This window comes from Thermogemmatispora tikiterensis (assembly GCF_003268475.1).
In the GTDB taxonomy this organism is placed as follows: Bacteria; Chloroflexota; Ktedonobacteria; order Ktedonobacterales; family Ktedonobacteraceae; genus Thermogemmatispora; species Thermogemmatispora tikiterensis.
The window spans coordinates 45,577-48,956 of the sequence record NZ_MCIF01000002.1 but is presented as its reverse complement, the minus strand read 5'-3'; the positions used below and the strand labels follow the sequence as shown (position 1 = coordinate 48,956).

Here is a 3,380-nt window from a genome sequence, read left to right as displayed (position 1 = left end):
ACAAGACTTACTTGAGCAGTTCGCTCCAGAGCTGACCCAAGCGCACCCCTTCCAGTATTTCCTGCTGCCGCAGCGCCTGAGTGCTCGCACCCACACGCTCCGCTGGCAGCCCGAGCGTGCCGGCTACGCCGTGGTCGCCCCCGTCCGCCACCTGCTCCTCCTCCTCTGGCGCGAGCAGGACCCGGCGCGCTGGGGAGAGCTGCAACGCTGGCTGGCAGCGTTCTGGCTTCAGCAGGCGCGCGAGGGGCGTGAGGCGGAACGCGTCGGCGCCGTGCAGGACTGGTGCCTGCACCGGCTGCTGCTGGGGGACCCGCCGTCCCAGCTCCTCAGCGAGCTGGCGGCCTGGCCCTGGCACTCCCTCGAGGAGCGGCGTCGGGCGCTGCAGGCCTTGGAGCAGGATCAGGACCTGCTCCAGCTCCTCGGGGAGCAGGCGGCTGCCTGGCAGGAGGCGCTGCAGGCGCTGTCGCACCCGTCTTGAGCCAAGAGAGAGGAGGAACCAGGACGTATGCCGCATGATCAGACCCAGTCGTTGCCGGGGTGGCACGTCCCCGGGTCGTTCTCTCGGCCCGGCAGGCCAGAGCGCGTGCTAGCTTCTCTGCTGGAGGTGCTGGGCAGGGCCCGCCCCGGAGCACCCCGTCTCAGTCCCTGGATTGTCTGGCTCCACGATGCGGAGGCGGAGGCGCCAGCAACCGAAGCGCCTGCCCACCCGCCCCACGGGGGGTTCGGCAAGAGCACTCTCCTCCGGCAGGCCCTGGCCCTGCTGCGCCAGCAGCACCCCCGCTGCCCATCGTGCTCCTGGATGGCCTGGACGCCCAGGCCCAGGAGCGCTTCCGCTGGGTGCGGCAGGTGGCCCACCACCTGGAAGTCGCCTACGCCCCCTGGCGGGCTGTACGCTTCCAGACCGTCTGGACGCAGCTCGAGGAGGACCGGCTCCCCCCGGTGGCTCCCGGGACTGGGCGACCGGTCGATCTGGAGAGCAGAGAACGACTCTGGGCGGCCCTGGCCCAGGATATCGAGGCCCTCCGGCCTCACCTGCCCGCTGAGGGACCCACGCTGCTCCTGGTCGTGGATCATCTGGAGCGGCTGCAGCCCAGCCCGCAGGCGCTGGTGCTGGCCCCAGGGGGACGCTTTCCAGAGGATTTCGGCCTCCCCCGCGTCACCGCCCTGCTGGTCAGCCGCCAGCCCCCCGACTGGCACCAGCCGCTCTGGTGTGGGCGCCAGCAGGAGGTCGTGGTCGTGGTCCTCCCCCCGTGGTCTGCCGCGGAGATCCGCCAGCTGCTCGCTCAGGAGGGGGTGCTCCAGACCAGCGCGACCGGGACCGCCCCCGCACAGCTCACCGCCGCCAGTGAGCGCCTGCGCGAACTGACTGGGGGCCAGCCGGCCCTGGTGCAGCTGGCCTGCGCACGGCTCGCCCAGGGACAGCTGTCCCTGGAGGAGCTGCGGCGGCTCTCGCCGGCGACCTTCGCCAGCCGGCTGCTCGCCCAGGTCGCCGCGCTGGAGGAGCCCCACTCCTGGTGGCTGCTGCTGCTAGCCCATCTGCAGCCCGCGGCCACGACGGACGTCTCCGTGCCCCTGAGCCGGCTGGTCAGCTTGCTGCAGCAGCTCCCCTCCTTCCCGGGGCAGGACCCGCCCGAGGCGGGTCAGCTGCTGGAGGCCCTGGCCAGTGTCCCAGGCGTCCGCCTGAGCCGGAGCCACGCCGGACCCGACGGCGAGCCGGTCTGGGTCGCCCTGCAGCCGGAGCTGCGCCAGCTCCTGCGGCAGGCGTGGGAGTGTCACGACCCCGATCGGCGCTTTCGTCGCGAGCTCAGTCGGGCCGTGATCAGCTCCTCTGAACAGCAGGCGGAGCAGCCGCTCGCGGAAGCGGAGTGGCAGGCCAGTCGGGTGGAGCTGCTGGCTCACTGGCTGACGGTGGATGTGGAGGAGGGCCTGCGACGCTTTCAGCAGCTCTTTGGACCAGCTACGGTCGGCTGGCGCAGCGGCTTTGCCCGCACGCTGCTGGAGACCGTGCGCGACTATGAGCCCACCTTGACGCCTCCCCAGCGCTGGCAGCTCCGACTCTGGGAGGCCCAGCTTCTGCGCCTGGAAGAACAGCCTCACCTGGCGCAGGCGCTGCTGGAACGGCTGCAGCAGGAGGCCGACCCCTCCTGGCTGGCAACTCAGCAAGAAGCGCTCTCCTATGAGTTCGCGCGCTGCGCCTTGCAGCAACAGCAGTTGCTGCAGACGATTCGCTCTTACGAGCAGTGTCTGGACCTGGCCCAGCGTCGGGGGGATGAGGAGGAGGTCAGCACGCTGCAGGGCCAGCTCGGCTACGTCTATCGCCGGCTGGGGCAGTGGGACGAGGCCCTGCGCTGCTATCACGCCTCGCTGGCCTATCATCAGCAGCGGGGGAGTCGGGCCTGGTATGCGAACCTGCTCAATAGCATCGGGCAGGTCTACCGCCTGCAGGGGCGCATTGAGGAGGCCCTGCGCTCCTGCTTGCTGGGCCTGCGGGTGCGTGAGGAGCTGTGGAGCCAGGGCAAGCTGGACGAATGGGCGATTGGCCTCTCCCATAGCACGCTGGCGCTCATCTCTCTGGAGAGCGGTGATCTCCTGCAGGCCGAGCGGCACTTTCGCCACGCCTTTGAGTGCTATGCCCATGTGGGCGATCGCACGGGGCTGGCGGCCACCCATAACCGCCTGGGGCAGGTGGCCCTGCGCAAAGGGCAGCTGGAGGAGGCTGACACCTTGTTCAAGCAGGCCGAGGCGCTGGTGACCGGCTTTGATGAGGAGGTCTTCATCACCAGCCAGTACTACCAGGGGCGGGTGGCCGCAGCGCAGGAACGGTGGGAGGAGGCGGTGGCCCACTGGCAATGCGCTGGTGAGCATGCACGCCAGGTGCAGGATCGCGCCCAGCTGGTGGCCAGCCTGGTCGCCCTGATGGAGGCGCTTTCCCACCTGGGTCGGCACCAGGAGGCGCAGGCGGCCTGGCAGGAGGCGCGGACGATCGCCGAGGAGGAGGGCTATTGCCTGCTGCTGGGACGAGGTGAGGAAGTGCTGGGGAACCTGGCCTATGCGGCGGGCCGTTGGGAGGAGGCGATGGCGCACGCTGTCGAGAGCTGCGCCTGGATGACGCGTCATCATGTCTTGGAGTACCAAAGAGCGCAGCGCCGCTTGCTGGAGCGCCTGCTCGCTCTGCCCCTGACAAGCGTTCCCGAGATGGCCCGGCGCGTGCGCGAGGGCTGGCGACAGCGGGGTCTGGCAGAACGCTATCCTGAAGTAGACCAGGCCTGTGAGGAGATCCTGCAGTTGCTGCCGGACCTGGCCCACGGGCCAGGGCAGGGAGGGGCCCCTGACCCCTGAGGACCGGGATGGGGCATGCGCTGGATAGCCGGCCCGCCCAT

Annotated in this window: 2 protein-coding genes; both read left to right on the top strand. The window is 70.1% G+C overall.

What is annotated here, in order from left to right; genetic code table 11:
• Positions 1 to 478 (top strand): hypothetical protein (locus tag A4R35_RS24040; RefSeq protein WP_189361149.1); only part of this gene is annotated, 478 nt, incomplete at its 5' end.
• Between the two features lie 311 nt (positions 479 to 789).
• Entirely contained in the window at positions 790 to 3,339 is a 2,550-nt protein-coding gene (locus A4R35_RS00200; RefSeq protein ID WP_112425401.1) for a tetratricopeptide repeat protein, read from the top strand.
• Positions 3,340 to 3,380: the final 41 nt, after the last annotated feature.